Raw genomic sequence first — 26,361 nt, forward strand, 5'->3', positions numbered from 1 at the left:
CATCGAGCGTGCTTGCCGGTCCCCCATCCTTCGTCAGATGCTGCTAATCTGGTTTCCTGACAAAACTCGAATAACCGGCACCACACCACCAATAACAAAACCGGAGAGAGACCATGGAAAACGGTATCCATTACCGGACCTGCCACCTGTGCGAAGCCATGTGCGGCGTGGCCATCGAGATGCGGGACGGGCACATCGCCTCGGTTCGTGGCGACCGGGACGACCCGTTCAGTCACGGCCACATCTGTCCCAAGGCGGTGGCGCTCAAGGATATCCACAACGATCCGGATCGCCTGACCCGGCCCCTGCAACGCACCGCCGAGGGCTGGAAGGAGCTGGACTGGGACTGCGCCCTCGACCTGGTCGCCCGTCGTCTGCACCAGGTCCGCACGGAACACGGCCGCAACGCCGTCGGTGTCTACCTGGGCAACCCCAACGTCCACAACCACGGCGCCCTGGTGGCCAACCTGCCGTTCCTGCGCGCGCTGGGCACCCAGAACCGTTTTTCCGCCACCTCCAACGACCAGTTGCCCCACATGCTGGCCAATCTGGAAATGTTCGGCCACCAGTTGCTGTTCCCGATTCCCGACATCGACCACACCGAGCTGCTCATCTGCATCGGCGCCAACCCCCTGGCCTCCAACGGCAGCCTGATGTCGGTACCGGATCTCAAGGGCCGGCTCAAGGCACTCAAGGCCCGTGGCGGCGAATTGGTGGTGATCGATCCACGCCGGACGGAAACGGCGCGCCAGGCGGACGCCTTTCACTTCATCCGCCCCGGCAGCGACGCCCTGCTGCTGATGGCCATGGTCAACGTGCTGTTCGCGGAGAACCGGGTGGATCTCGGTGCCGCCCAGCACTGGACCCGCGACCTGGAACTGGTGCGCCTGGCGTGCCTGCCCTACACCCCGGAAGCCGTGGCCCAGCAGACCGGTATCGAGCCGGTGATCATCCGCGACCTGGCGCACCGGCTGGCCACAACCCAGCGAGCCGTGCTCTACGGCCGCATCGGCACCAGTACCCAATCCTTCGGCGGCCTGGCCACCTGGCTCATCTACCTGCTCAACATCCTGACCGGCAAGCTCGACGCCACCGGCGGCCTGATGTTCACCCAGCCGGCGGTGGATCTGGTGACCCTGGGCGCCCTGTCCGGCCAGCGCGGCCATGTGGGACGACGCACCAGCCGCGTGCGCGGGTTGCCGGAGTTCGGCGGCGAATACCCTGCCAGCACCATGGCCGAAGAAATGCTGACGCCGGGCAACGGCCGCATCCGCGCTTTCGTGACCATCGCCGGGAATCCGGTCCTGTCCAGCCCCGGCGGTCAGCGGCTGGACGAGGGTCTGGCCCAGCTCGACTTCATGGTCTCCATCGACTACTACCTCAATGAAACCACCCGCCACGCCGACATTATCCTGCCGCCCACCAGCGCCCTGGAGCGCAGTCATTACGATGTGATCTTCAACATGCTCTCGGTGCGCAATGTGGCCAAGTACAGCGAGCCCCTGTTCCAGCCCGACGACAATGCCCGTCACGACTGGCAGATCATGCTGGAACTGGCCCATCGCCTGGAACGGCTGAAACGCGGTGGCTCGCTGGGTCTGCGCCGGGAACTGGGCTGGCGCGCTTTAAAGCGAATTGGGCCGGACGGTTTGCTGGATCTGGCCCTGCGCACCGGCCCCTACGGCCAACCGGTGGGACGCCTGCAACCCTTGTTGCAGCCGGCAGTGGACCTGATCGAGGCCGTCCTGCCTGAACGCCACCCCCTCAAGCACCTGACCGGTTTGAGCCCGTTGGACCGCCGCTGGCAGGATCTGCCCAAGGGATTGTCCCTGGCCGCACTGCGCGACCAGCCCCACGGCCTTGACCTGGGGCCGTTACGGCCGAGCCTGCCCGACCGGCTCTACACCCGGGATCGCCAGGTCCACCTGGCACCGCGACGCTACCTGGAAGACCTGCCCCGCCTCTACCAACGCCTGTCGGAGCCGGTCGGTGGTCACCTGCAGCTGATCGGTCGGCGCCACCTGCGCAGCAACAATTCCTGGATGCACAACAGCCAGCGTCTGGTCAAAGGCCCGGAGCGCTGCACCCTGATGATCCACCCCCGGGACGCGTCGCTGGCAGGACTGGCCAACGGCGACCAGGCGGAGGTGACTTCGGAGGCCGGACGCATTGTGCTGCCGGTCGAGATCACCGAAGATATCATGCCCGGTGTGGTCTCGGTGCCCCATGGCTGGGGCCACACCCGCGCCGGTACCACACAGCGGGTCGCCCAGGCCCACGCCGGCGCGAGCATTAACGACGTGATCCGTGACAACCAGGTGGACCCGGTCAGTGGCACCTCGGTGCTCAACGGGCAGGCGGTGACGGTCACACGCCATGCCAACGAACAACGCCGAAGGGCCTGACGCCATCGCAAACGCAGGAGGAAAACATGCCGCAGTGGATTCAATGGGTGCTGATTATTGCCGGGCTGGTCGTCATCGCCCTGCTGGCCCGGTTTATCTGGCAGCGCACCCGCCTGATGCGGCAGCAGGAACGCCAGGCCGCCCGCGCCGAGGCGTTCCACAACACGCGCCGGGAGCAAATGGTTGAAAGCGTGCGGGTGCTGGCCATGTCGGTGGAGCAGGATCAGGTGGAATACTCCGAAGCCTGCCTGCGCATCAAGGGGTTACTGGATCACCTGGCCCCGGAGCTTCTGGACGAAGCTCCCTACCGGATATTCCAGGAGATGCACGATGCCCTGCAGCACATGCCCACTCACCAGGCGCGCCAGGACACCTCCGCGCACTTTATTCGCAAGATGGACGAACAGCGCTTCGAACTGGAAACCAGGCACGCCGACGCCATCCGCCGGGCCGCCACCGCGATTCGCTATCACCGGTTCGACGACTGACCGGGCGGCCACAAAAAAGCCGGCCATTCCGGCCGGCAAATCACCCGCAGATGCAGATCAACCTGAGTAACCACCGGAGTGCCTCCCTGTCGATCGCGTCCACAAACACGACCCACAGAGCCCTCAGGCACTCCGCAACACCCTCCCCGAATGCAGGCCAGGGAGATTCCTGCCGTAAGCGATCCTGAAACCGCTGACTGAATTTAGGTAACGGAACGGGGATACGGCGTATCGCCGTCCTCCAGAGCCGGTTCGGCGACCACCCCTTCGTCGTGGAGTGCCCGGATCTGCTCCGGCTCCAGGCGCTCCCAGAACTCGTGGAAAAAGCGTTGTACCACCGGGTCCCGTGAGGCCGAGCATTGCCGCAGCAGCTCAAGTCGCTCGTCGGCGTCGGCCAGGTGGAAATGCCGCCCGCCCCGGTGACGGAACTGCGACTCGAGCTGATACAGATGAAAGATACTGCTGGAGTTGAAGATCAACGTGTCCATCAGCAACCTCCCGCACACCGGCCGGCGCGGCTGAACGCCGGCATCCGATCGATTCTCCTTTACTTTCACTGTAGACCAGGGAAATCGAATTGGCAGGCGGATAAAGCAACAGGCAGGACAAACGGCCACAAAAGGGAGAAAAGACGGTGCATCGCGGATCAGCGCGAAAAAGAAAGGCATCCCGGTCCCGCGGACGGGGCCGGGGCGACCGTCACGACTGCATCATGCCGGCCATGGCGAGGATACTGTCGCGGTCTTCCACCAGCGCATCCATCTGCTCGGCAACCGCTTCCGGGTCCAGGCCCAGTTCGTCGTAGATGGATGGGGCCAGCGCGGACGGTGCACCGAGCCCGACACCACGCTCGATGAGCAGGTGGCGCCCCAGGCTCAGGATCGACGCGTACGTGGCATTGGGGCCGTCATACCCCGGATTCTTCTGGTGGCGGATGGCCACCACGACTTCGTCGGGCATTTCCCAGTTTTCCATCAACTGGGCGCCAATCTGCTCCCGGCTCAGCCCCAGGATGTGATGCTCGATCAGCGACGAATCCAGATGACCGTTGGCTTCCACATTACGGCACACGGCGCGGAAATGGGGCGGAAACACCTGGTTGAGCAGCAGGTAGCCGAAGTTGTGCAGCAAACCGGCAAGATAAGCCAGACCAAACGAGGGCCGCTCGCCACGGCGCATCATCGCGGCCAGCACGCCGGCGGCCTGGGCCTGCCAGATGGCCTGCTGCCAGTAGCCGATGTAGCCGTCGGGCTCGTCCTCCGGCGGCTTGAGCGCCTTGCCCAGGGACAAGCCCATCGCCAGGTTCATCACCAGCTCGAAACCCAGTACCCGGGAGATGGCGTCGTGCACCGACCGCACCTCACCCGCGGCGGCGTAGAACGAGGACGACGCCCAGCTCACCACCTGCGCGGCCAGGCTGGGATCGCTCTCGACAACATCCACCAGGTCATTCATCACCGCGTTGGGATTGACCCGCAGATGGATGATGCGCTGAGCCGTTTCCGGCAGAGGCGGCAGTTCCAGTGTGTCGTCCAGGCGCTGGCGCACCCGCAGGTTGGTGAAGCGCTCGATGGCACTGTGCAGCTGCGCGCGGTCATTCTGGGGATCGGACAGGTTCACCTGGATCGCCGAGGCGGGTGTGGTCACCGACAGACGTCCAGCCCCAGCCGTCATCTGCCGGAACGCGGCGATGGGCAGCTGGATTCGCGGGCCGCCCTCGGCGTAGGCCAGGGTCACCACCTCCAGCCCGTCCACCGCCTCGTCCACCAGGGTGGGCCAACCGGTCAGGGACGGCAGCGCCGGCAGCAGCTGGACATTGAGGCGCTCGCGGATGCGATGCAGTTCCTGGCGGCTGATGATCCGCAGATCCCGCCCCAGTTTGGTGTTCAGGCGATTGATGTCGAGCAGGTCCTGGCGTCGGCAGATCACCTGCAACTTACCTTGGTGGTCTTCCAGCGGGACCATGCGCAGGGCCTGGTCCTGAGCCTCCGCCTCGACAATTTCGAACAGTGGCGTACCCTGGCTTTGCGATGCAGCCTGCAGGGCATCCCGAACTGCAATCGGCAGTTCCATGCTTACCCCCGAAATGGATCTAACTGTAAACGGATTGACGCCGGGGAACGGACACCGGATCAGACATCGCCGTAACGAATGCGTTCCCCCAGCCAGCGGCGAATCAGGGCGTCGACCCGGTTCGCGTCGCCCATCAGCGTCGGCGCCGCTTCCCGAATGATCGGTATCCAGCCCTTGTCCCGCTCGAAATCCGCCAGCCGGAACTGCATCATGCCGGTCTGGCGGGTCCCCAGAACCTCGCCGGGGCCGCGAATTTCCAGATCTTTCTCCGCGATGACAAAGCCGTCCTGACTGTCCCGCAGGACCTGCAGGCGGGCCTTGCCGTTCTTCGACAGCGGCGGATGATACATCAGCACGCAGAAACTCGCCTCGTGCCCGCGCCCCACCCGGCCGCGCAACTGGTGCAACTGGGCCAGGCCCAGGCGTTCCGGATTCTCGATGATGATCAGGGACGCGTTGGGGACATCCACCCCCACCTCGATGACCGTGGTGGCCACCAGCAGGTCCAGCTCGCCGTCCTTGAAGCGCTGCATGATGTCGGCTTTTTCCCTGGCCTTGAGACGACCGTGCACCAGGCCGATCGACAGACCGGGCAGTCGCTCGCGCAGTTCCCCGGCGGTGACTTCCGCCGCCTGGCACTGCAGCGCCTCGGATTCTTCAATCAGTGTACACACCCAGTAAGCCTGACGCCCGGCTTTACACGCATTTTGCACTCGCTCGATGACTTCCTCGCGTCGGGCATCGGCGATGGCAATCGTCTCGATGGGCTTGCGGCCCGGCGGCAATTCGTCGATCACCGAAGTGTCCAGGTCGGCGTAGGCGCTCATCGCCAGGGTGCGGGGAATCGGGGTGGCGGTCATGATCAACTGGTGCGGCGCCAACTGGCCGGCGGCGCCCTTCTCGCGCAGGGCCAGTCGCTGGTGCACGCCGAAACGGTGCTGCTCGTCCACGATCACCAGCGCCAGACGCTCGAAGGCAACGTCCCCCTGGAACAGGGCGTGGGTGCCGATCACGATCCGTGCCTCGCCGGTGGCCACACGCTCCAGCGCCGCCTGGCGCGCCTTGCCCTTGACCTTGCCGGATAACCACACCGGCTCCAGCCCCAGCGGCGCGAGCCAGTCGTGGAAATTCAGGTAGTGCTGTTCGGCGAGGATTTCGGTGGGCGCCATCAGGGCCACCTGGGCGCCGGCGGAGATCGCCTGCAGCGCCGCAATGGCGGCCACCACGGTCTTGCCCGAGCCTACATCCCCCTGCACCAGGCGGAGCATCGGCAGCGGCTGGCTCAGGTCCTGGCGCACGTCGGACAGGACGCGCTCCTGGGCCGGTGTGAGCTGGAACGGCAACTGGTCGCGGAAACGCTCTTCCAGATCCCCCTGGCGCAGCAACGCCAGCGCTTCCCGTGCCTGGATCTGCTCTCGTACCCGCAGCAGGCTGAGCTGGTGGGCCAGTAGTTCTTCCATCACCAGGCGCTGCTGGGCCGGGTGGCGCCCCTCGATCAGTTCCGGCACCGGCGCTCCCACCGGTGGTGCATGCACCTGATGCAGAGCGGTATTGATGTCCGGCAACTGGAAATCCGCCAGCAGGGACTCGGGCAGCCAGTCTCTCACCGGATAACGATCCAGATACTTAAGGGCCTGCTGGCAAAGGCTGCGCACACGCGGTTGCTGGATGCCTTCGGTCAGCGGGTAGACCGGCGTCAACGTGGCCTGGTCCGGCGGCGGCATGGGGGGCGGGTTGGTCTGGTATTCGGGGTGGTAGAACTCGAAACCGGCGCGACCGGGGCGCACTTCGCCGAAGCAGCGTACCCGTGTCCCTTCGCTGAGCTGGTTTTTCTGGGCGGCATTGAAGTGGAAAAAGCGCAGCACCAGGAAACCGGAGTCATCACGGAGAGTCACCTGCATGCTGCGGCGACGCCCCATGACGATATCGACCTTGACCACTTCGCCCTCGACCACGCCCACGTCACCGACGTGCAGACCGCCGATGGGCAATACCCGGGAGCGGTCCTCGTAGCGGTGCGGCAGGTGGAACAGCAGGTCCTGCAGCGAGTGGATGCCCAGTTTCGCCAGCGTCCCTGCCAGCGCGGCGCCAACCCCTTTCAGGGTCGTGACGCCGATGTCTTCCAGCGAGGCCATCCGCTCAGGCAGAGGCCGCCGAGACGGGCAGGGCCTTGTCGGACTTCTCGATCACGCGGCACTGGCTCGCGGCCAGCGACAGCACGTCGATGGCCTTGGGCCGCGGGAACGTGACACGCCAGGCCAGGGCCACGGTGCGGAAAGGCACCGGCGCCTTGAACGGGCGTACCGCCAGGATGTCTTCCCGGTACTCCATGGCCGTGGCGGCGGACATGGGCAGCACGGTCACGCCCAGTCCGGAGGCCACCATGTGGCGGATGGTTTCCAGGGAACTGCCTTCGGTCACCAGGGAGGGCTTGGCCGCGGCGCCGGAAACCCGTGCGGCGATGGCGTCTTCCAGCGGCGGGCAGGATTCCAGCACCTGATCCCGGAAACAGTGACCCGGTCCCAGCAGCAGCAGCTGTTCCTTGGCCAGTTGTTCCGGCGACAGGGACTCTTCGCGGGTCAGCGGGTGATCCGCCGGCAGCAGGACCACGAACGGTTCGTCGTAAAGCGGCAGAGTCACCACTTCCGGCTCTTCGAACGGCAGCGCGATGATGATGGCGTCCAACTCCGACTGACGCAGCTTCTTGCGCAGGTCGCCGGTGTAGCCTTCCTCGATGAACAGCGGCATCTCCGGCGCGGCGCGGCGCAGTTCCGGCAGCAGGTGCGGGAAGAGATAGGGGCCGATAGTGTAAATGGCTCCCACTTTCAACGGCGAATTGAGCTGGTTCTTGCCGTTTTGAGCCATGTCGCGGATCACGCCCACCTGATCCAGAACCCGCTGGGCCTGCTCGATGATCTGGGATCCGGTCTCGGTCACGCGGATGCTGCTCTTGCTGCGCTCGAACAGCGGCACGCCGAGTTCATCCTCCAGTTTCTTAACGGCGACACTCAGGGTAGGCTGGCTGACGTGGCAGCGCTCAGCCGCTCGGCCGAAATGCTTTTCCCGCGCCAGGGTGACGATGTAGCGTAATTCGGTCAGGGTCATGGAATACTCCGGACAATCTGGGCTCTCGATCAGGACAGCGTTTTAATGAGTAACAGAATAGGGATTGAAATTGACTATGGCAATCAGTGAACCACGTATTCTTGTGGCCGGTTGCGGTGCCCTGGGCAGCCGCATCGCTGTGAACCTGGCCGCAGACGCCGTGGTCTATGGTCTCAAACGCAATGTAGACACCCTGACGCGGGATATTATCCCGGTGCCCGGCGATCTGCTCGAAGAGGATATTCTGGAGGAACAGTTGCCCGACGACCTCGATGCCGTCGTCTACTGCCTGACGCCCAACCAGTACGACGATGCCGGCTACCGGGACGCGTTCGTGACCGGGCTGGGCAACCTGATCCGGGCACTGCGGACGCGCGGCCAGACGCTGAACCGGCTGCTGTTTGTCTCCAGTACCGGCGTCTACCATCAGAACGACGACGGCTGGGTCGACGAAGACAGCCCCACGGAACCGGAGAAGTTCAGTGGACAACGGCTATTGGAAGGCGAACGCCTGGCGCTCGACAGTCCGTGGCCGTCGACGGTGATCCGTTTCAGCGGGATCTACGGACCCACCCGGCGCCGCTTCCTGCAGTCGGTGCTGTCGGGCAAGATTCACCCGCCCTCACCGGGCCCCTTCACCAACCGGATTCATGAAGACGACGCCGCCGCCGCGGCGGCCCACCTGATCCGTCAGTCGCTGCAGGGCAACCCGCTGGAACCGCGCTACCTGGGCAGCGACTGCGAGCCGGTGCGTATCGATGAGATCGTTGACTGGGTTCGCCAGCAAGTACCATGCGATGCGCCGCAGGGCGAGGCGAGCCGGGGCGCCCGCGCCGGCAGCAAGCGCATCAGCAACCGACGCTTGCGGGACAGCGGTTTCGAGTTCCGCTATCCCGGCTATCGGGAAGGCTACGGGGAGATGCTGCGCGAACTCAGCTCAGCACCATGACCGCGTCCATTTCCACCGGCACGCCCTTGGGCAGCGCGGCCACGCCGATGGCGGCCCGGGCCGGATAGGGCTCCTGGAAATAGGTGGCCATGATTTCGTTGACGGTGCCAAAGTTACCCAGATCGGTCAGGTAGATGTTCAGCTTGACGATGTCCTGCAACTGGCCGCCGGACGCCTCGCACACCGCGGCCAGGTTGTCGAACACCCGGCGGATGCTGACGCTGATGTCACCGCTGACCACGTCCATGGTCTCCGGATCGAGCGGGATCTGGCCGGACAGGTAAACGGTATCGCCCGCCTTGACCGCCTGGGAATAGGTGCCGATCGCCGCCGGCGCGTTTTCGGTCTGGATTACGGATTTATTGGTCATCGTCTTCAAAGCCCTCACAACCCCGCCTGAGGCGGGACTTTTCTAATGAAAAACGGAGATCCTCACCGGGATCAGGCGCTCCTGTCAACCGCTGTCCACGGCGGCAAGCGAAGGGGTCAGTGGCGGACCCTGGCAATGTGCGTTACCGCGCGGATGTTGCGCACCCGGCGCATGACCCGGGCCAGATGACGACGCCCGTTGACGTGGACCACCAGGCTGACGATGCTCAGGCGCGCATTCTGCTCTTCCACGTTGATCCGCTCGATATTGCCGTCGGCCATGGACACCGCGCTGGCCACCTCGGCGATGACACCTCGCTGGCGCTCCAGCTCCACCCGAAGCTCCACCGAGAACTCGTCGGTGATGTCCTTGGCCCACTTCAGGTGCATCAGCGGCGAACCGTCGGCACCCTTCTCCGGCAGTTTGCGGCAGGTGTCGCTGTGGATAACCATGCCGGTGCCGGACTCCATGACGCCCACCACCGGATCGCCCGGGATCGGCTTGCAGCAGCCGGCGAAACGGATCACCAGGCCTTCGGTGCCCTGGATGGTCATGGTGCCGCGACCGGCGCCGGAGGGATGCAGGTTGACCACATCGAAGCCGTCGTGATCGGGCTGCTGGCCATCCCCGCCCGGGTCGGACACCAGTTGCCGCGCCACGATATAGGCCATGCGGTTGCCCAGACCGATATCGCTGAGCAGGTCGTCAAAACTGCCCACCTGATTATGCTTGCACACCCGCTGACGCTGGGAGTCGTCGATGTCCCCCAGCTTGTGGCCAAAACCGGCCAGGGATTTCTTGAGCAGCGTCTTGCCCAGTTCCAGGGATTCCGCCTTCTTCTGGTACTTGAGGAAATGACGGATGCTGCTGCGCGCCTTGCCGGTCACCACGAAACCCAGCCAGGCCGGATTGGGGCGGGCGCCCGGCGCGGTGATGATTTCCACCGTCTGGCCACTCTGCAGCGGCTGGCTCAGCGAGCCCAGGTTGCGGTTGATGCGGCAGGCGACGCAGGCGTTGCCGATATCAGTATGGATGGCGTAGGCGAAATCGATGGGCGTGGCGCCACCGGGCAGCTCCAGGATCTTGCCCTTGGGCGTGAACACGTAGATCTCGTCCGGGAACAGGTCGACCTTCACGTGCTCGATGAATTCCAGCGAATCATCGGCCCGCTCGCGCATCTCCATCAGGCCCTTGACCCAGCGATCCACCCGCCGCTGGCTGACCTCCAGCACCGACGAGTTGTCGTTCTTGTAGAGCCAGTGGGCGGCGATCCCGTTGTTGGCGATGTGCTCCATCTCCTCGGTACGGATCTGGATCTCGATGTTCACGTGCATACCGAACAGCGTCGTGTGCAGGGACTGGTAGCCATTGGCCTTGGGCATGGCAATGTAGTCCTTGAAGCGTCCGGGAAGGGGTTTGTAGAGGCTGTGAACGGCGCCGAGGATGCGGTAACAGTCGTCGGTGGAGTCGGTGATGATGCGGAAGGCGTAGACATCCATGATTTCATGGAAGGATTTGTGCTTGAACTTCATCTTGTTGTAGATGCTGTTCAAGTGCTTCTCGCGCCCCATGATTCGCCCTGGCAGGCCGCGCTCATGCAGTTTTTCCTCCAGCCTGCCGCGGATCTCCTCGATGATCTCACGATGACTGCCGCGCAGGGTCTCCACCGCCTTGGAGATGTAGCGCGAACGCATTGGATACAGGAACGAGAAGCCCAGGTCCTCCAGCTCGGTACACAGGGTGTGCATGCCCAGACGGTTGGCGATCGGCGCGTAGATGTCCAGGGTCTCGGTCGCAATACGCTGGCGCTTTTCGTAGGACATGTGCCCGAGCGTGCGCATGTTGTGCAGGCGGTCCGCCAGCTTCACCAGGATCACGCGGATATCCCGGGCCATGGCCAGGGTCATCTTCTGGAAGTTCTCGGCCTGGGCTTCAGCGCGGGAGCGGAATTCGATCTGGGTCAGCTTGGAGACACCGTCCACCAGGTCCGCCACCGGTTCCCCGAACTGTTCGGACAGGGCGTCCTTGGGAATGCCGGTATCCTCGATGACGTCATGCAGCATGGCCGCCATCAGGCTCTGGTGATCGAGCTTCATGTCCGCCAGGATGCCGGCCACCGCCAGCGGATGAGTAATGTAGGCTTCGCCGGAACGGCGCATCTGGCCTTCGTGGGCCTGCTCGGCGTAATAGTAGGCCCGCCGCACCTGATTGATGCGGGGCCGGTCAAGGTAGGTACTCAGCTGATCCGCCAGTGTTTCGACGGATGTAAGCGCTGGAGCCTCTGCTGACACTGCGCCTCCGGAGACGACATGGACCGCCAGGTCCGAATGAATCACCGACAAAAAAACCCGAATGCAGTCACACCCGGGTCTTCCTTTGCCCTGCCGGAGCTGCCTGAAGCAGCCCCTCAACTCCTACTATAAGAGCCGTGGCGCAGATTTCAATGCGGCATTAGCCGCAAGCCCCGTACTGACGGGGCTGAAGCGGAGACGCTTACTCGTCGTCGTCCTGCTCGACCAACGCGTTGTCGACCTTGCCCTCGGCGATTTCGCGCAGGGCCAGAACGGTTGGCTTATCGTTTTCCTCAGGAACCATCGGCTCGTGGCCCTTGGTTGAAATCTGACGAGCCCGTTTGGTCGCCAGCATAACCAGCTCAAAACGGTTATCGACGTGATCCAGACAGTCTTCAACAGTGACTCGTGCCATAACTTCCCCGAAAAAGTAATTGGATAACTGGTTGCCCGGCCGGGCGGAGCCGCCCCGAAGCAGACCGCGCAGTATAAATGGAAATGCTCAATTTGTATACGCCGAACCACCGGAAACCAGCGCCGCCAGCAGATCGGCGTGGCGCCGCTCCTGGTTCTCGACCCGCAGGCGCTGGGTACGGACGATCGAAAGCAGCTCTTCCAGGGCCACCTCGAAGGCATCGTTGACCACCAGGTAGTCGAATTCCAGGGCGTGGCTGCATTCTTCCGCCGCTTCCCGCAGACGCCGCTCGATGACCTCCGGCTCGTCCTGGCCACGGCCAGTCAGACGGTCCCGCAGGGCTTCCGGCGACGGCGGCACAATGAAGATGCTGACGCAATCCGGCAACTGTCGGCGGACCTGTACGGCGCCCTGCCAGTCGATTTCGAGGATCACGTCCTGCCCCTTGTCCAGGGTCTCTTCCACCCACACCTGGGAGGTGCCGTAGTAGTTGCCGAAAACATCGGCGTGCTCCAGGAAATCGTCGCGGCCGATCATCGCCTCGAACTCGTCGCGGCTGGTGAAGTGGTAGTTCACGCCATCCTGCTCACCCTGGCGCATGGGCCGCGTGGTATGGGACACGGACACGCCCAGTTTGCTGTCCCGGGCCAGCATCTCAGCCACCAGGCTGGTCTTGCCGGCACCGGACGGCGCAGAAATCACATACAGGGTGCCCTTCTCTGCGACCTGACTCATGACGTACAACTCCGGAAATTTCGCTTCGAAGCCGCCGGCGCATGCGTCCGCGGCTTCGTTGTCATAGGGGTTTCATGGATAACAGGCGCCGCATTATACGGAGATTGCCGCGATCCGGCACCCATCGGCAGCGAAATGGCTTACTCGAGGTTCTGCACCTGCTCGCGCATCTGCTCAATCAGGACCTTGAGGTCGACCGCCACGCGGGTGACTTCCGCGTCGATCGACTTACTGCTCAGGGTATTGGCCTCGCGGTTCAGCTCCTGCATCAGAAAATCCAGGCGGCGACCAATGGGCTTGTCGCCGGACAGGGTCTGGCGCACTTCGCTGACGTGGGTATCGAGCCGGTCCAGCTCTTCGGCCACGTCGGACTTCTGCGCCAGCACGACCATTTCCTGGGCCAGGCGGTCCGGGTCCAGCTCCACTTTCGCCGCCTCGAAACGCTCGCGCAGACTGTCGGACTGCTGCTCAAGCAGTTCGGGCATGCGCTTGCGAACCTGACTGACCGAATCCGTGATCTCCTGCAGCCGCTCCTCGAACAGCGGACGCAGGCGCTCACCTTCGCGCTCGCGGACGCCGACCAGCTCGTCCACGGTCTCGGCAAACAGGGCCTGCGCCGCTTCCTTGACCGGCTCCAGGTCGCGCTCGCCGGACTGCAGCACACCGGGCCAGCGCAGGATATCCAGCGCATTGATGTGGGCCGGGTTATCGAGGATGCGGTTGATGTGATTGGCGGCGTCGTTGAGCTCTTCGGCCAGGGCCTGGTTCACCGTGAGGCCACCGGTGGCGTCGTCCGCCAGCTGCAGACGCAGCCCGATCTCCACCTTGCCACGGCCCAGCCGCTTGCGCAGGGTTTCCCGGAAGCCGTTCTCCAGTTCCCGCAGCGGCTCCGGCAGGCGAAACGCCGGCTCCAGGTAACGATGGTTGACCGCACGGATTTCACAGGTGAGGCTGCCCCACTCTCCTTCGGTGTCCTTGCGCGCGAACGCGGTCATACTCCTGATCATGTGAACTCCGGCCTGTCGTTGGAATGGCTGTATTCTAGTGCCCTGTTCGTGAAATGGACAGGAAACGGGCATCCGGCACCACACTTGCCCGAACGTCGAGCCACCGACGCCATCCTGGTTCCTCCATGTTACACTGAACGGCTATTTCACGGGACCGGTCCGCCTCCCGGCGATGGCCGGCCAACACCCTCCACCCAATCAGTACAGGAATCGCTATGCGACCCAGTGGACGCGCTCCAGAACAGACTCGTGACATCCGCATCACACGCAACTACACCAAGCACGCGGAAGGCTCGGTCCTGATCGAATTCGGCGATACCAAAGTCATTTGCACGGCTTCCGTCGACAACAACGTACCCCGCTTCCTCAAAGGCAGTGGCAAAGGCTGGATCACCGCCGAATACGGCATGCTGCCGCGTTCGACGGGCAGCCGGATGGGCCGTGAAGCCGCCCGTGGCAAGCAGGGCGGACGCACCGTGGAAATCCAGCGCCTGATCGGTCGCTCACTGCGCGCGGCCGTGGACCTGACCAAACTGGGCGAGCACACCATCACCATCGATTGTGACGTCATCCAGGCCGACGGCGGCACCCGCACCGCGGCGATCACCGGCGGCTGCGTGGCTCTGGTGGACGCGCTCAATCACCTGGTCAAGGAAGGCCGCCTGAAGGCCACGCCGCTAGTACAGATGGTCGGCGCCATCTCCGTGGGCGTGTACGAAGGCGCCATCGTGGTGGACCTGGACTACCCGGAAGACTCGGCGGCGGAAACCGACATGAACGTCATCATGACCGACCAGGGCGGTTTCATCGAGATTCAGGGCACGGCGGAAGGCGCCCCCTTCGCCCAGGACGAACTCGACAGCATGCTGTCGCTCGCCAAGCAGGGCATCAACCACCTGTTTGAGCTGCAGAACGCCGCCCTGGCCGAATAAACCCCGGCTCCGGAACGCAAAAAGGCCAGCAAACGCTGGCCTTTTCTTTTGGAGGATCCGCCGACTCGACGCCGGATCAGAAACCGATGTCGATGTCGTAATCGATGATCAGCGGCGCGTGGTCGGAGAAACGGGTCTCGTCATCGATCCAGGCATTCTGGATCGTCTTGCGGATGCCCGGCGTGGCCAGCTGGTAATCGGTGCGCCAGCCGGCGTGCTGACGCCAGCCTTCGGCCCACTCAGGCCACCAGGTGAACTGGTCGCCGTCCTTGTTGACCTCGCGGAACGCATCAACCGCGCCCAGCTCGTCGAACAGGCGGTCCAGCCATGCCCTCTCATGGGGCAGGAAACCGGACACGTCCAGTTTGTGGTAACGGGGACTGGTGTCGGTCACATGATGCGCGGTCTGCAGGTTGGCACCAAAGATGAACTGCCGGCGCTTGCGCAGGGTCTTCTGCATGTGCTGGCCGTAGCCTTCCATGAAGGCGTCCTTGTGATCCAGCATGGTCAGGTCGTTGCCGTCGCCCAGCAACTCTTCCTCGCGGCCCAGGGCGTTGGGCGCCAGCACCGAGGCCACACTGACCTTGTCGAAGTCCGCCTGGATGAAGCGGCCCTCGCGGTCGGAGATCTCGTTGCCGAAACCGTAGATGATGGCTTTCGGGAAGTGGCGGGTATAGATACCGACGCCGCCGTACTCGGTTTCCTCGCCGTCGATGAAATACGCTTCGTAGCCTTCGGGGACATAGCGGGGATCGTCGAATTCGTAGACCCGCATGCGATGATCCTGGACACAGACCACGTCTGCATCCTGGCCCGCCAGCCAGTCAAAAAAACCACGGTCAATCGCCTGTGCCAGGCCGTTGACGCTGATCGATACTACCCGCATAGATGTTCCCTGAAACGTTTGTGTGTATGATACCGTTTTTACGCCTTTTTGAAAGAATCCAACCCTTCCAGATACCTTGCCATGCACGACTATCAACGCGATTTCATCGAATTTGCCATCCGTCGGGACGTCCTCCGTTTTGGGGAGTTCACCCTCAAGTCCGGACGCAAGAGTCCCTACTTCTTCAATGCAGGCCTGTTCAATACGGGGTCGGATTTGCTTCAGCTCGGGCGTGCCTATGCGTCTGCCCTGCAAAATAGCGGCCTGAATTATGACATTCTTTTCGGACCTGCCTATAAGGGCATACCGTTGGCCGCAGCGACGGCGATGTCCCTGGCGGAAACCGGCGACGACCGGCCCTACGCGTTCAACCGGAAAGAGAAAAAAGATCACGGAGAGGGCGGCAACATTGTCGGCGCACCATTAAAGGGCAAAGTGCTGATCATTGACGACGTCATCACCGCCGGGACCGCGATCCGCGAGTCCATCGACATCATTCACGAAGCCGGCGCCGAGCCTGCGGGCGTACTGATCGCCCTGGATCGGCAGGAGCGGGGCCAGAGTGAGCTGTCGGCCATCCAGGAAGTGGAACGGGATTACAAGCTGCCGGTCACAAGCATCATCCAGCTGGACCAGGTAATCAGTTATCTGGCGGATCGTCCGGATTTCCAGGAGAACGCGCGCAAAGTAGCGACCTACCGCGAGGAATTCGGCATCTGATCGCAATTCAGGGCTTCGCCGGGCACGGCCTGTTGCCAGGCCGGCGATTCGCCCGCTATGCTCAGCCGAGGCCAACCAAACGGTGACCAAGCAGTCTATGAGACACCCCTCCTCCCTTACCTTTGCACTCCTCTTTTGCGGCGTTTTCGGCGCTTCGTCGGCGCTGGCATCGACCATGTATCGCTACAAGGACGACAACGGCCGCATGGTGATGAGCAACACTGTGCCGTCCGACGCCACCAAACACGGCTACGAAGTCCTCAACTCGCAGGGTCGCGTGGTCAAAGTGGTGCCTCCGGCACCAACGGAAGAGGAACTGAAAGCCCGCGCCCAGGCCGAGCAGCGCAAACAGGCGGCTGAACGCCAGCGGGAGGCGGACGAAGAGCTGCTGCGCATCTACAGCCATCCGGACGACGCCGTGCGCGCCCTGAACCGCAAGCTGCAGGAACGCCACAGCCTGGTGCAGCTCAAACGCGGCAACATCGCTGTGATCGACAGTCAGCTGGAGGAACAGCAGGGCAAGGCAGCGGACCTGGAACGGGCCGGACGCAAGATTCCGGATAACCTGAAAACCCGCATTGAACGACTGCAGTCCCAGAAACGCGAGCTGGAGCAGGAGATCAACAAGCAGGATCAGGAAACCGCCAAAATCCGCGAATCCTACGAGGCCAAGATCCAGCGCCTGGAACAGATCACCGGGGAATCCCGAACCGTCGAACTGCACACCGCGGAGACCCGCGCGACGGAATAAGCCGGAGTCGGAGTCGCACTCGCGGCACGCGGGTATAAAGGCAAGCAGGTATTAAAAAGGGTCGCCGAAGCGACCCTTTCTGTTCTGGCCAACCCACTCGGCGATCAGGCGGAGGTGGTGGTCGAGGTCGACTTGCGTGCGGTGCTCTTACGGGCCGTGCTGGTCGACTTCTTCGCCGTTGAAGTGGCGGATTTCTTCACCGACTTGGCCTGATCGGACACTTCGTCCGCGGCCTCGGACACCGCTTCAGCGCCCTCTGCGGTTTCCTTCTCGACCCTGGCCACCATTTCCGACGCAAAGTTACCGAAACGGCTGTTCAGGCTGCGAAGCTGCTCGAACAGGTTCTCGCTGTAGCCGTCGTAACGCTTGCGCAGCGACTTGACGCTGTACTCGCGGGCTTCGGATTCCAGCTTTTCGGCATATTCGAACGGCTTGGACGACAGCTTCTTCTGACGCTCTTCCGCCGCATTAATGCCCTTCTCGACCATCTCCTGAATCTGTTCCTGATAGCTTTTCAGTTTACCCATTGTGGTGCCTCTCCATTGCTTTGACTGCAGATTGATTGAGAGATTGACGGAGGCGTGCCTGACGCCTTTTCCGGATAACACCACGGACGTTAATCGCAAAAATTAGAATATTCATACTAGGGTTCCATTCGACCGCCGAGACAACCGGGACGCCCTAGTTATTTGTCACCAAAGCTTTTTCCGAAAAAACCCCAGAGACCCTGCAAGAAACGTGACTCCATATCATAAAAAAACTGACGAAATGTTCACTTGTGAGTCTCAATCTCATTCGCATAATGAGGCGGCAAAGGACTTGTGAGGATGGAGCCTACTCCGCTGTGCCTCTCTAAAAAGAACTCGCTAAAGCGAGCCATCATCTATTAGAGAAACGTCAGGTATATCAATGTCCTATTCAAATCCTTGCCGGGCCCGGCACGTCATCGCCCTGTGTTTTATTTCTGTCACGCTCCTGCTTGCCGGCTGCAACGGCGGCGGGTCATCTTCCGATAGCTCCAGCAAAACCTCGGACAGCACGTCGAATTCGGGATCAAGCGGAAGTTCTGCAGCCAGCGAGGCCACAGTCTCTTCCAAACTGCGCTGGACGGCGCCCGCCACCCGGGCTGACGGCAGTAAACTGTATGTGGGGGAAATCAGCGGCTATCGGATTTACTACAAGCTCAAGCACCAGAGTGGCTACCGCTCCATCAAGGTAAGCGGCTCGGACAGAACCCAATACCCCTTAAAGGCTTTCGAACCGGGGCAGTACGAGTTCTCCGTGACCACCCTGGACACCGACGGCTTGGAAAGCCAGCGTTCCGAAGTGATCTCGGTCAGCGTGATCTGATCGCTACCAGCGGAACAGGACCCATTTGGGCACCACGAGCTGGGAGCCGTCCTGCCGGATGAAGCCACCGCCGTCGGCCGGAACCAGGTAGTAGACGGGGCCCACCTTGGGCTCCACCCGGATTTCCCTGAGCTGGCCGTTCACGCGGTACTCGTAGTAGGTGGCTTCCTTGCCTGGACGAATCACCACCTGGGGTTCGTCCGGAGACGCGGCCTGGTATTCAGACGCCCGCACCGGGGCGGACGACGACGCGCCGTCTTCCTGGGCGGCCGCTATCAGGCTGAACGATGCGATCACCAATGCAATCACGAGGGGGATCGTTTTTTTCATGTTAACCTTGGCATCCTGAAATCCTTGATTGTTCTCTGAGATTTACACATCCCAGGGCACTAGACAACCTGATTCCGGATACCAGCCCCTATGAGCCAGAAGCAGACGCCACCGGTCGTCCTCGTCGACGGATCCTCCTACCTTTTCCGCGCCTTCCACGCCCTGCCGCCGCTGACCACCAGCAAGGGTCAGCCCACCGGCGCCATCAAGGGCGTCATCAGCATGCTGCGCCGGCTCGACCAGGACTACCCCGGCTCCAAGGTCGTGGTGGTCTTCGACGCCAAGGGCAAGACATTCCGCCATGACCTTTACGAAGAGTACAAGGCCAACCGTCCGCCCATGCCGGAAGACCTGGCCACCCAGATCGCGCCCATCCACGAGATCGTGCGCGCCATGGGCCTGCCGCTGCTGATCGTCCCCGATGTGGAGGCGGACGACGTGATCGGCACCCTCGCCTACGAGGCCACCGAAAAGGGCGTTGATGTGGTGATCTCCACCGGCGACAAGGACATGGCGCAGCTGGTCAGCGAGCACGTCACCCTGATCAACACCATGACCGAAACCGCCATGGACCGGGACGGCGTAAAGGACAAGTTCGGCATCACCCCAGAGCAGATCATCGACTACCTGGCTCTGGTGGGCGACAAGGTGGACAACATCCCCGGTGTGGAAAAGTGTGGCCCCAAGACCGCGGTCAAATGGCTGGAGCAGTACGAGACGCTGGAAAATCTCGTCGAGCACGCGGACGAGGTCAAGGGCAAGATCGGCGAGAACCTGCGCAACGCTGTGGAGCAACTGCCGCTGAGCAAGGAGCTGGCCACCATCAAAACGGATGTGGAGCTGGCATTCGGCATCCAGGACGTTAAACCCGATGACGCGGATAACGACAAACTGCTGGCCCTGTTCCGCGAGTACGAATTCAAGACCTGGATCGCCGAGCTGAGCGACGACGCCCCGGCGGACACCGAGGACGACAGTACCCCCGATATTCCCGAGAAACGCTATAGCGTGGTCACCGACCAGGCGGAGCTGGACGACTGGGTCAAGCGCCTGAACAAGGCGGACCTGTTCGCCTTCGACACCGAAACCACCAGCCTCAACTACAGTCAGGCGGAAGTCGTAGGGGTGTCCTTCGCCATCGAAGCGGGTGAAGCGATCTACGTGCCCTTCGGCCACGACTACATGGGCGCGCCGGACCAACTTGACCGGGAGGCCGTGCTGGAGCAGCTCAAACCGCTGCTGGAAGACCCCAGGCTCAGGAAAGTCGGCCAGAACCTCAAGTACGACAAGAACGTGCTGGCCAACCACGGCATTTCCCTGGAAGGCATCGCCGAGGACACCATGCTGGAGTCCTACGTGCTCAACTCCACCGCCTCGCGCCACGACATGGACAGCCTGGCCCTGAAGTACCTGGGTGAAGCCACCATCTCGTTCGAATCCATTGCCGGCAAGGGCGCCAAACAGCTCACCTTCAACCAGATCGATCTGGAACAGGCCGGCCCCTACGCCGCCGAGGACGCGGACATCACCCTGCGCCTGCATCAGGCCCTGCGCCCACGCCTGGCCAGGGAAGGCAAGCTGGAAAGCGTCTACACCGACATCGACCTGCCGCTGGTGCCGGTGCTGTCACGCATGGAGCAGCGCGGTGTGATGATCGACGCCGGCACGCTCAAGCGCCACAGCCAGGAGCTGGCCGAGCGCATGGCGGAGCTGGAGAAGGCCGCCCACGATGAGGCCGGTGAAACCTTCAACCTGGGGTCCCCCAAGCAGTTGCAGGCCATCTTCTACGAGAAGCTGGGGCTGCCGGTGATCAAGAAGACGCCCAAGGGCGCACCGTCCACCGCCGAGCCGGTGCTGCAGGAACTGGCCCACGACTACAAGCTGCCGCACCTGATCCTGGAGCACCGCAGCCTGAGCAAGCTCAAGTCCACCTACACCGATCGCCTGCCGGAGATGATCAGCGCCCGGGACAACCGCGTGCACACCTCCTATCACCAGGCGGTGGCGGCCACCGGGCGCCTGTCGTCCTCCGAACCCAACCTGCAGAACATTCCCATCCGCACCCACGAGGGCCGGCGCATTCGCCAGGCGTTCATCGCGCCGGAGGGCTACAAGCTGGTAGCGGCGGACTATTCCCAGATCGAGCTGCGCATCATGGCGCACCTGTCCGGCGACGAGGGGCTGCTCAAGGCTTTCGCCGAGGGCAAGGACATCCACAAGGCCACCGCCGCCGAGGTCTTCGACACCACGGTGGACAAGGTCACGTCCGACCAGCGCCGCAGCGCCAAGGCCATCAACTTTGGCCTGATCTACGGCATGTCCGCCTTCGGCCTGTCGCGCCAGCTGGGCGTGGAACGCAAGCTCGCCCAGGAGTACATCGACCTCTATTTCCACCGCTACCCCGGTGTTCGCCAGTACATGGACGACATCCGCAAGCAGGCCCACGACGACGGTTACGTGGAAACCCTGTTCGGCCGTCGCCTGTACCTGCCAGAGATCAACGCCAAGAACAAACAGATGCAGCAGGCCGCCGAGCGCACCGCAATCAACGCGCCCATGCAGGGCACCGCGGCGGACATCATCAAGAAGGCGATGGTGACGGTGGAGAACTGGCTGCTGGACCAGCACGCCAGGGACGCCCGCATGGTCATGCAGGTCCACGACGAATTGATCCTGGAAGTGAAGGAGTCGGCCCTGGACGACGTCATCAAGGGCCTCACCGATCGCATGTCAGCCGCCGCCGACCTCAAGGTGCCGCTGCTGGTGGAAGCCGGTGTCGGCGACAACTGGGACGAGGCGCACTAGCGACCTCGCCCCGGCTGCGTTCAGTAGCGGTAGCGCAGGGAGGCCAGCAACGCCCGTTGCTGGCCAGAGTATCCGGCCACGGTGACCGCCTCCTGATCGAGCAAGTTGCGCCCCTTGAGCGTCAGGTCGAGGCGGTCGGTCGCGGCATAGGCCAGCGTCAGGTTGGTCATCCCATAACCGGGAATGTCGCTGTCCGCCGCCGTATCCACCGAATCCGTCCGCCCCAGCCATTCCAGGCTCGCTTCCAGCGGCCCGAACGTTTTTGTTCCCGCCAGGCGCCCGTTCCACTTGGGTCGCCGGGCCAGGGCATCGCCGGTGTCGTCATCGGTGGCGCGGGTATAGCCGGCGCCCATTTCCAGCCGCCAGTCACCGCCCCGGTAGATGACGCTCAGTTCCGTACCTTCCGCCGTCGCCGACTCCGTGTTGTAGGGAATGAACAAGGCGTCCAGCTGGATCAGGTCATCGAAGTTGGTGCGATAGGCCGCCCACTCATAGGACAGACGTCCGACACTGCCCTTGAGCCCTACTTCGTAGGTTTCCGAGGTTTCCGCGTCCAGGTCCGGGTTGGCGCCAAACGGCGAATACAGATCGTTGAAGTTGGGCGCCTTGAAGCCGGTGCCGTAGCTGACGTAGGGCTTGAGCGCGGGCGTCAGCTGGTAGCCTACCGATACCGCCCCGGTGGTCTCGTCGCCGTAGGCCTGGTTGTTGTCGTAGCGCAGCGACGTCTCCACATGCAGCGGCTGATCGACGGTCTGCCACTGACCAAACACCGCATTGTTGTAGCGAGCGTCTTCCGTGTAGGCCGTCGAGGCCTCCACACGCTCTTCAACCCGCTCGACGCCCACGGTCAGCAGCTGGTGGCCAGTGAGGTAGGCATCGGACTGGACCAGGTACTGGCGGCGCCGGGTTTCATAGTCAAAGTAATCCGACTGGTCGATAAAGTTGTCGTTGTCCTCGCGCCCGTAGCCGATCTGGGCGTGCAAGGTGACATCGTCGCTGGCGGCGAAATCGGCGAAAACCCGCCCGGACTGCTGCACGAACTCGTTCCAGTAGCGCTGATCGGCTGTACCGAAAACGCTGTCGTAATCGTTCTCGCCCTGGGCGTGCATCGCGTTGAGGCCGAGCGACAGGCGATCATTCACCCGCTGATCCACGCTGGCGCTGAACGACTGGCTCTCGAAACCGTCGTCATCGCGCTGATTGCTGACCGGCTGGGAATCCACACCATCGGTCTCATACATCGACGCCGACAGGCTGTAGGCCGTATCGCCGGTGCGGCCCGAGAAGTGCTGGGTCAGGCGCGAGGAGCCCTCGGTACCGGCGCTCACCTCCGAAATGGCTTCCGGCTCCGGCGTGCCCCGGCGCGTGAATATCTGGATCACCCCACCGATGGCCTCCGAGCCGTAGAGGCTGGAGCGCGGACCACGCACCACTTCGATGCGATCCACCAGCGCCAGGGGAATGTTTTCCAACTGGGCCGTGCCCGCCGTTGCACCGCCGACTTTCAGGCCGTCCACCAGCACCAGCACGTGATCGGAATTCGAACCCCGCATGAACACGCTGGACTGCTTGCCGGCACCACCACTCTGGGACACGGTCACGCCGGGAACACCGCGCAACAGGTCCTCGATGCTGCTGGCCGTGCTGCGCTGGATGTCCTGCCGGCTGATGACCGTCACCGAGGCGTTCACCTCGTCGGCCGTTTGCGCGGTCCGGGTCGCGGTCACCACAAGGGGATTGAGAATGTCCGCGTTGAGCGGGGCGGCAAGACAGCCGGTCATCAGGCCGGCGGCCAGGGAAAAGGGCTTGTTCACAGAGGGCGTCCTGGGTTCGCATCCGGTTCAGTCGAAGCCGGTGGACGGAGGACGCGCGGTTACGGGATGGGCAACCACCGGTGAAGCCCTCCGCAGCACCGCATGCACCGGCCAGGATCAGAGAGATCCCTGCCGGGAAGCAGGTGGCCGGTCTCCGGGCTCATTCCTTCCCCGGGATCGGGGCCGGCAGCGCCTTCCCGGACCGGAGGTCCAGTGGCCTTGCTGCTGCAGAGGAATTTACCGTTGCGGGGGCAGCACTGGGTTTGCACCAGTTTCCCGTTTCACTCGCCGTGCGAGCACCGCCTGCCAATTGACGCCGGTGACGCACGCGTCACCGAACTTGCCGGGACTTTAGGAGGACTGGCCCACCGGGTCAACGCATTTTCCCGGATTTTCTCATTCCCCTGCACGCCCGCCGAACTCACCACAACGGTGCAGGCCGAACCCGTGATGCGTCATGGCGGTGCGTAATTCCATGCAAAGCTGACGTTTTCGCCTTTTATTTCAGGATTTTAACGATAGGCACATTTTTAGCTTAATATTCAGGGTCGATAACGCGCACGCTCTGATCCCCCACAGGCTCGGGACCGTCCAGACGCAAGAGCGCTTTGAAATGAGGTACGACAATGACGACGCTAGCAGCAGAACGCAGTTGGCTACTGGATCGCGGACTCCTCAAACTCGTCCACCAGTGCCGCCGACTGATCCTGGCGGAATTCGGCGTTAAGCTTCACCTGACCGACAACGACCTGGAGGACCAGTTGGCGTCCTACGCCAGGCAATCCCGCTCCAGCCACCTGAACAACGCCTGGGAAGAGCTCAAGAAACAGGTTCCGGATCTTGCCAAGCAGGACGACGACAAGCCGCGCAATTACCGCGGCCAGGAGTTGGCGGAGCCGGCCGCGGCGGCCAAGAAAGAGGAACCGGCCAGCAGCAGCAAGACCCGCACCATCACCTACCGGGGCCGCAAAATGGAAGTGCCCGCCTGATCGCGGCACGCCGACGGCGCGTTCAATCCACCGGGTCGGGAGTCCATCGCGGCGCGGGCCGCCAGAAGCTGTCCCCGCCCTCGCCGACCCGCTCGACCGGATAGCTGTAGACCCGCTGCAGGCGCTCCGACGACAGCATTTCAGACGCCGAACCGGCATCGTGGTGACCGTCGGGATACAGTAACAGGACCCGGTCGGCGTAGCGTGCCGCCAGGTTGATGTCGTGAACGGTCATGACCACTAACCGCCGCTGCTCCCGCGCCAGCGCACACAGGGTTGCCATCAGTTCCGCCTGGTGGCGCAGATCCAGATGATTCACCGGCTCGTCCAGCAACAGGACGCCGGGGGCCTGGGTCAGCAGGGTTGCCATGGCCACCCGGCGCTGTTCGCCGCCGGACAGGCGGTCGACCCGAGCCTCCGCCAGACCTTCCAGCCCACAGCTCGCCAACGCCCGGCGGATGATGACCTGATCATTCGCTCCCAGCGCCTGCCAGCCCGGTCGGTGCGCGTAACGGCCGGCCCCGACGGCTTCGGTTACGGTAAACGGAAAATCCATCGGCGACTGCTGCAGCAACAGGCCAACGCGACGCGCCAGCACTTTGCGCGGGCAGCGCCGGATGTCCACGCCATCGACAAACACCCGTCCCGCCAACACCGGCAGCAGACCAGCCAGAGTCAGCAGCAGCGAGGATTTGCCGACACCGTTCTCCCCCAGGATGGCCCAGACTTCGCCGCCTTCGGCCTGCAGATCAAGCGGCTCCGCCAGGGCACGGTCGCCACGACCAAAAGTCAGGCCGTCCAACTGCAAGGAGGGCATCAGCGGGTCCCCCGGCGTTGCAGCAGGTAGAGGAAAAGCGGCACGCCAACCGCCGCCGTCAACACACCGACCGGCAGCTGCCGTGGCGCTATCAGCGAGCGGGCAGCCGTATCGGCCAGCATCAGCAAGGCACCCCCGGCCAACAGGCTGGCCGGGGCCAACGCGCGGTGACCGGCCCCCAGCCACTGCCGCATCAGGTGTGGCACCACCAGCCCGACGAACCCGACGGGGCCGGCCAGCGTTACCGCACAGGCGGTCAGAAACGACGCCGTCAGGTAGCAGACACCCCGCAGGCGGCGGGTTTCCACACCCAGGACCGCAGCCTGTTCATCGCCACGAGCCAGAAGATCCAGCGCCGGCGCCATGAACCAGGCCGCCGCCAGCGCCAACGCCAGCACCAGCAGCGCCCACCAGGGCGTTTCCGGCCGGGACAGCTCCCCCATCAGCCAGAACAGCATGCCGCGCAGGGACTGATCCGGCCCCAGCACCAACAGAAGACTGATACAGGCACCCCAGCCGGCAGCAATCACGACACCGGTAAGCAACAACCGATCGCCCCGGCCATAGCCCATGCGACCACCCAGCAGGAACACCAGCAGCATGCTGGCCAGGCTGCCCACAAACGCACTGCCGGAAACCCACCAGCCACCCAATCCCAGGGTAATGGCGCCCAGGGCCGCTACGGCTGCCCCTCCGGAAATGCCCAGCACATAGGGTTCAGCCAGCGGGTTGCGCAACAGCACCTGCATCAGCACGCCAGCCAGGGCCAGCATACCGCCGACGGCAAACGCCGTGACGGCGCGGGGCAGGCGCAGCTCCATGACAATAGTGGACTGCCAGTCCGGCAGGTCGCCGGCAAAGACCTGCAGCGGATCGATTGCAATGGATCCCCAGCCCAGCGCCAGACCGAAGACCAGCAGGTTGAGCAACAGCAGCGTTGGAAGCCAGATCGTTGAATGCCGCACGAATCACCCGGTTCATGAAAGGAACACGAGTATAGCGGCGGGATGGCAAGGGGTTAAGGCGTGGGTAGTCAGTCGAGAGGCGGGTAGAGCATGAAGGTCCGGCCTGAACGGCCGGACCGAAAAGCGTCCCGCGCGGACCGCAGTCCACGCAGGAATTCGAGCGG

Annotated in this window: 24 protein-coding genes and 1 riboswitch; of the genes, 9 read left to right on the plus strand and 15 right to left on the minus strand. The window is 63.3% G+C overall.

Translation table 11 applies throughout. The annotated features are described in order from the left end of the window. The first annotated feature begins 113 nt into the window (after positions 1 to 113). On the plus strand, positions 114 to 2,405 hold the full coding sequence (locus tag GQB00_RS19735) for a molybdopterin-dependent oxidoreductase (protein WP_165857547.1): 2,292 nt from the start codon (positions 114 to 116) through the stop codon (positions 2,403 to 2,405). A 26-nt stretch (positions 2,406 to 2,431) separates the two neighbouring features. Then, entirely contained in the window at positions 2,432 to 2,893 is a 462-nt protein-coding gene (locus tag GQB00_RS19740) for a DUF2489 domain-containing protein (protein WP_165857548.1), read from the plus strand. Positions 2,894 to 3,096: 203 nt separating this feature from the next. Here GQB00_RS19740 and GQB00_RS19745 read toward each other — a convergent pair whose 3' ends face one another. The 4 genes from GQB00_RS19745 to GQB00_RS19760 all read right to left on the minus strand — a co-directional run bounded on the left by GQB00_RS19745 (position 3,097) and on the right by GQB00_RS19760 (position 8,071). Continuing rightward, positions 3,097 to 3,381, minus strand: coding sequence for a hypothetical protein (locus tag GQB00_RS19745; RefSeq protein ID WP_165857549.1), 285 nt, complete (start codon positions 3,379 to 3,381; stop codon positions 3,097 to 3,099). 211 nt (positions 3,382 to 3,592) lie between these two features. Then, positions 3,593 to 4,966, minus strand: coding sequence for an HDOD domain-containing protein (locus GQB00_RS19750; protein WP_111498053.1), 1,374 nt, complete (start codon positions 4,964 to 4,966; stop codon positions 3,593 to 3,595). 59 nt (positions 4,967 to 5,025) lie between these two features. Further along, positions 5,026 to 7,101 carry an ATP-dependent DNA helicase RecG gene (gene recG, locus GQB00_RS19755; protein ID WP_111498054.1) on the minus strand — a complete coding sequence of 692 codons (2,076 nt, stop codon included), beginning with the start codon at positions 7,099 to 7,101 and terminating at the stop codon, positions 5,026 to 5,028. Positions 7,102 to 7,105: 4 nt separating this feature from the next. Beyond that, complete coding sequence (locus GQB00_RS19760; protein WP_111498055.1) at positions 7,106 to 8,071, minus strand: hydrogen peroxide-inducible genes activator; 966 nt, start codon at positions 8,069 to 8,071, stop codon at positions 7,106 to 7,108. A gap of 76 nt (positions 8,072 to 8,147) precedes the next feature. Between GQB00_RS19760 and GQB00_RS19765 the strand changes: the two genes are divergently transcribed. Beyond that, complete coding sequence (locus GQB00_RS19765) at positions 8,148 to 9,020, plus strand: NAD-dependent epimerase/dehydratase family protein (RefSeq protein ID WP_165857550.1); 873 nt, start codon at positions 8,148 to 8,150, stop codon at positions 9,018 to 9,020. Here GQB00_RS19765 and GQB00_RS19770 read toward each other — a convergent pair. From GQB00_RS19770 to GQB00_RS19790, 5 genes are all read right to left on the minus strand, one after another. Beyond that, positions 9,004 to 9,390, minus strand: a complete 387-nt coding sequence (locus GQB00_RS19770) for a RidA family protein (RefSeq protein WP_111498057.1) — start codon at positions 9,388 to 9,390, stop codon at positions 9,004 to 9,006. The two genes, GQB00_RS19765 and GQB00_RS19770, sit on opposite strands and share 17 nt — an antisense overlap. A gap of 116 nt (positions 9,391 to 9,506) precedes the next feature. Then, positions 9,507 to 11,681: a RelA/SpoT family protein gene (locus tag GQB00_RS19775; protein WP_111498158.1), complete on the minus strand. Its 2,175-nt coding sequence runs from the start codon at positions 11,679 to 11,681 to the stop codon at positions 9,507 to 9,509. 202 nt (positions 11,682 to 11,883) lie between these two features. After that, on the minus strand, positions 11,884 to 12,096 hold the full coding sequence (rpoZ, locus tag GQB00_RS19780; protein WP_111498058.1) for a DNA-directed RNA polymerase subunit omega: 213 nt from the start codon (positions 12,094 to 12,096) through the stop codon (positions 11,884 to 11,886). A gap of 87 nt (positions 12,097 to 12,183) precedes the next feature. Next, positions 12,184 to 12,831 carry a guanylate kinase gene (gene gmk, locus GQB00_RS19785; RefSeq protein WP_165857551.1) on the minus strand — a complete coding sequence of 216 codons (648 nt, stop codon included), beginning with the start codon at positions 12,829 to 12,831 and terminating at the stop codon, positions 12,184 to 12,186. 140 nt (positions 12,832 to 12,971) lie between these two features. After that, positions 12,972 to 13,838 carry a YicC/YloC family endoribonuclease gene (locus GQB00_RS19790; protein ID WP_165857552.1) on the minus strand — a complete coding sequence of 289 codons (867 nt, stop codon included), beginning with the start codon at positions 13,836 to 13,838 and terminating at the stop codon, positions 12,972 to 12,974. 215 nt (positions 13,839 to 14,053) lie between these two features. On the opposite strand from GQB00_RS19790, the gene rph reads away from it, so the two are divergent. Then, on the plus strand, positions 14,054 to 14,770 hold the full coding sequence (gene rph / locus GQB00_RS19795; RefSeq protein ID WP_165857553.1) for a ribonuclease PH: 717 nt from the start codon (positions 14,054 to 14,056) through the stop codon (positions 14,768 to 14,770). A 76-nt stretch (positions 14,771 to 14,846) separates the two neighbouring features. On the opposite strand, the gene GQB00_RS19800 is transcribed toward rph, so the two are convergent. Continuing rightward, positions 14,847 to 15,656: an exodeoxyribonuclease III gene (locus GQB00_RS19800; RefSeq protein ID WP_111498062.1), complete on the minus strand. Its 810-nt coding sequence runs from the start codon at positions 15,654 to 15,656 to the stop codon at positions 14,847 to 14,849. Positions 15,657 to 15,737: 81 nt separating this feature from the next. Between GQB00_RS19800 and pyrE the strand changes: the two genes are divergently transcribed. Beyond that, positions 15,738 to 16,376: an orotate phosphoribosyltransferase gene (pyrE, locus tag GQB00_RS19805; RefSeq protein WP_111498063.1), complete on the plus strand. Its 639-nt coding sequence runs from the start codon at positions 15,738 to 15,740 to the stop codon at positions 16,374 to 16,376. 97 nt (positions 16,377 to 16,473) lie between these two features. Beyond that, positions 16,474 to 17,127, plus strand: coding sequence for a DUF4124 domain-containing protein (locus tag GQB00_RS19810; RefSeq protein ID WP_165857554.1), 654 nt, complete (start codon positions 16,474 to 16,476; stop codon positions 17,125 to 17,127). A gap of 104 nt (positions 17,128 to 17,231) precedes the next feature. On the opposite strand, the gene GQB00_RS19815 is transcribed toward GQB00_RS19810, so the two are convergent. Further along, complete coding sequence (locus tag GQB00_RS19815) at positions 17,232 to 17,654, minus strand: hypothetical protein (protein ID WP_111498065.1); 423 nt, start codon at positions 17,652 to 17,654, stop codon at positions 17,232 to 17,234. A 382-nt stretch (positions 17,655 to 18,036) separates the two neighbouring features. Between GQB00_RS19815 and GQB00_RS21765 the strand changes: the two genes are divergently transcribed. Continuing rightward, positions 18,037 to 18,477: a fibronectin type III domain-containing protein gene (locus GQB00_RS21765; RefSeq protein WP_207950881.1), complete on the plus strand. Its 441-nt coding sequence runs from the start codon at positions 18,037 to 18,039 to the stop codon at positions 18,475 to 18,477. Between the two features lie 3 nt (positions 18,478 to 18,480). On the opposite strand, the gene GQB00_RS19825 is transcribed toward GQB00_RS21765, so the two are convergent. Then, positions 18,481 to 18,807, minus strand: coding sequence for a DUF2782 domain-containing protein (locus tag GQB00_RS19825; protein WP_165857555.1), 327 nt, complete (start codon positions 18,805 to 18,807; stop codon positions 18,481 to 18,483). 90 nt (positions 18,808 to 18,897) lie between these two features. Between GQB00_RS19825 and polA the strand changes: the two genes are divergently transcribed. Next, on the plus strand, positions 18,898 to 21,612 hold the full coding sequence (gene polA, locus GQB00_RS19830; RefSeq protein ID WP_165857556.1) for a DNA polymerase I: 2,715 nt from the start codon (positions 18,898 to 18,900) through the stop codon (positions 21,610 to 21,612). A 20-nt stretch (positions 21,613 to 21,632) separates the two neighbouring features. Here polA and GQB00_RS19835 read toward each other — a convergent pair whose 3' ends face one another. After that, positions 21,633 to 23,426: a TonB-dependent receptor domain-containing protein gene (locus tag GQB00_RS19835; RefSeq protein ID WP_165857557.1), complete on the minus strand. Its 1,794-nt coding sequence runs from the start codon at positions 23,424 to 23,426 to the stop codon at positions 21,633 to 21,635. Positions 23,427 to 23,553: 127 nt separating this feature from the next. Continuing rightward, positions 23,554 to 23,745: riboswitch (cobalamin riboswitch) on the minus strand. Positions 23,746 to 24,052: 307 nt separating this feature from the next. Here GQB00_RS19835 and GQB00_RS19840 point away from each other — a divergent pair. Next, positions 24,053 to 24,415: a hypothetical protein gene (locus tag GQB00_RS19840; RefSeq protein WP_165857558.1), complete on the plus strand. Its 363-nt coding sequence runs from the start codon at positions 24,053 to 24,055 to the stop codon at positions 24,413 to 24,415. Between the two features lie 22 nt (positions 24,416 to 24,437). Here GQB00_RS19840 and GQB00_RS19845 read toward each other — a convergent pair whose 3' ends face one another. Beyond that, positions 24,438 to 25,232 carry an ABC transporter ATP-binding protein gene (locus GQB00_RS19845; protein WP_165857559.1) on the minus strand — a complete coding sequence of 265 codons (795 nt, stop codon included), beginning with the start codon at positions 25,230 to 25,232 and terminating at the stop codon, positions 24,438 to 24,440. After that, positions 25,232 to 26,197, minus strand: a complete 966-nt coding sequence (locus GQB00_RS19850; protein ID WP_165857560.1) for a FecCD family ABC transporter permease — start codon at positions 26,195 to 26,197, stop codon at positions 25,232 to 25,234. The genes GQB00_RS19845 and GQB00_RS19850 overlap by 1 nt, the downstream gene beginning before the upstream one ends. Positions 26,198 to 26,361: the final 164 nt, after the last annotated feature.

It is taken from the genome of Marinobacter sp. JSM 1782161, from assembly GCF_011421605.1.
Taxonomy (GTDB): Bacteria; Pseudomonadota; Gammaproteobacteria; order Pseudomonadales; family Oleiphilaceae; genus Marinobacter_A; species Marinobacter_A bohaiensis.